This is a genomic window from Oleiphilus sp. HI0123, assembly GCF_001635315.1.
The window spans coordinates 1-985 of the sequence record NZ_LWGE01000528.1 but is presented as its reverse complement, the minus strand read 5'-3'; the positions used below and the strand labels follow the sequence as shown (position 1 = coordinate 985).

At 45.6% G+C, this 985-nt stretch carries 1 protein-coding gene; it reads left to right on the top strand.

Features of this window, described 5'->3' with window-relative positions; translation table 11 throughout:
• Positions 1–122 precede the first annotated feature (122 nt).
• Positions 123–761 (top strand): pyridoxamine 5'-phosphate oxidase, encoded by a 639-nt coding sequence (pdxH, locus tag A3761_RS04930; RefSeq protein ID WP_068515941.1) that lies wholly within the window; start codon positions 123–125, stop codon positions 759–761.
• Positions 762–985 lie beyond the last annotated feature (224 nt).

Here is a 985-nt window from a genome sequence, read left to right as displayed (position 1 = left end):
CTTTTTCGCGAATTTGGCATAGACACAAGATTTCTCTTCTCTCGCTTTTACTTAGCTTGTATTATCAAGATATTAGCCTCAATATTGGAGCTAAATCTGATTCAACAAGCTAGGAAGAGAGTATGGATATCGGTGACTATCGTCGCGAATATATGAGCCAGGGCCTGGACCGTGATGAATTACTTGATGACCCGTTCAAGCAGTTTGAACACTGGTTTCAACAGGCAAATGATGCAGACATACAAGATGCAAATGCCTTCAGTCTGGCGACAACAGATCTTGAAGTAGGCCCCTCCATTCGAACGGTATTACTGAAGTTATTTGATGAAAACGGCTTTGTTTTCTTCACTAACTACAACAGCCGAAAGTCTCAGCAGATTAAAGCCTACCCTCAAGTAGCGATGTTGTTCCCCTGGTTACCACTGAACCGTCAGGTGAAGGTGGAAGGACGTTGTGAAAAGATATCCAGTGCCGCTTCCTTGAAATATTTTGCAACCAGGCCGCGTGGCAGTCAGATTGGTGCTTGGTGTAGTGATCAGAGCGAAGTGATCGAGTCTCGTTCTTTTCTAGAACAAAAGTATCGTGAAGCGGCAGAGAAATTCAAATCCGGTTCGATTCCTTTACCTTCGTCATGGGGCGGCTATCGCATAGTGCCGGCTCGAATCGAATTTTGGCAAGGACGTGAAAATCGACTTCATGATCGTTTCCAATATACGCGTTTGCATGATGATAGTTGGTCGATCGAAAGGCTAGCGCCGTAGGCCGAGGGTGCTAACCCGCCAGCGAGCCGTGGAAGGGTCTGCCTACAGATAAGGCAGACCCTTTTTTAGAGATAGAATCTTTATTTTTGAGGTGCTTCAGGTGCTTTAATGGCTTCGGTAAAAGCATTCAATTTTTGTTGGGCTTCAGTTAACTGACGCTGAGCCTGATCAAGTTCCTCTTGGGCCGTTTGTAAGCTCTGGCTCTTTTCTTTGAGTTGGCTGTC

Bases quoted from the DNA above. Each gene is read 5' to 3' on its own strand.
- pdxH (WP_068515941.1), top strand. From the start codon at position 123: ATGGATATCGGTGACTATCGTCGCGAATATATGAGCCAGGGCCTGGAC.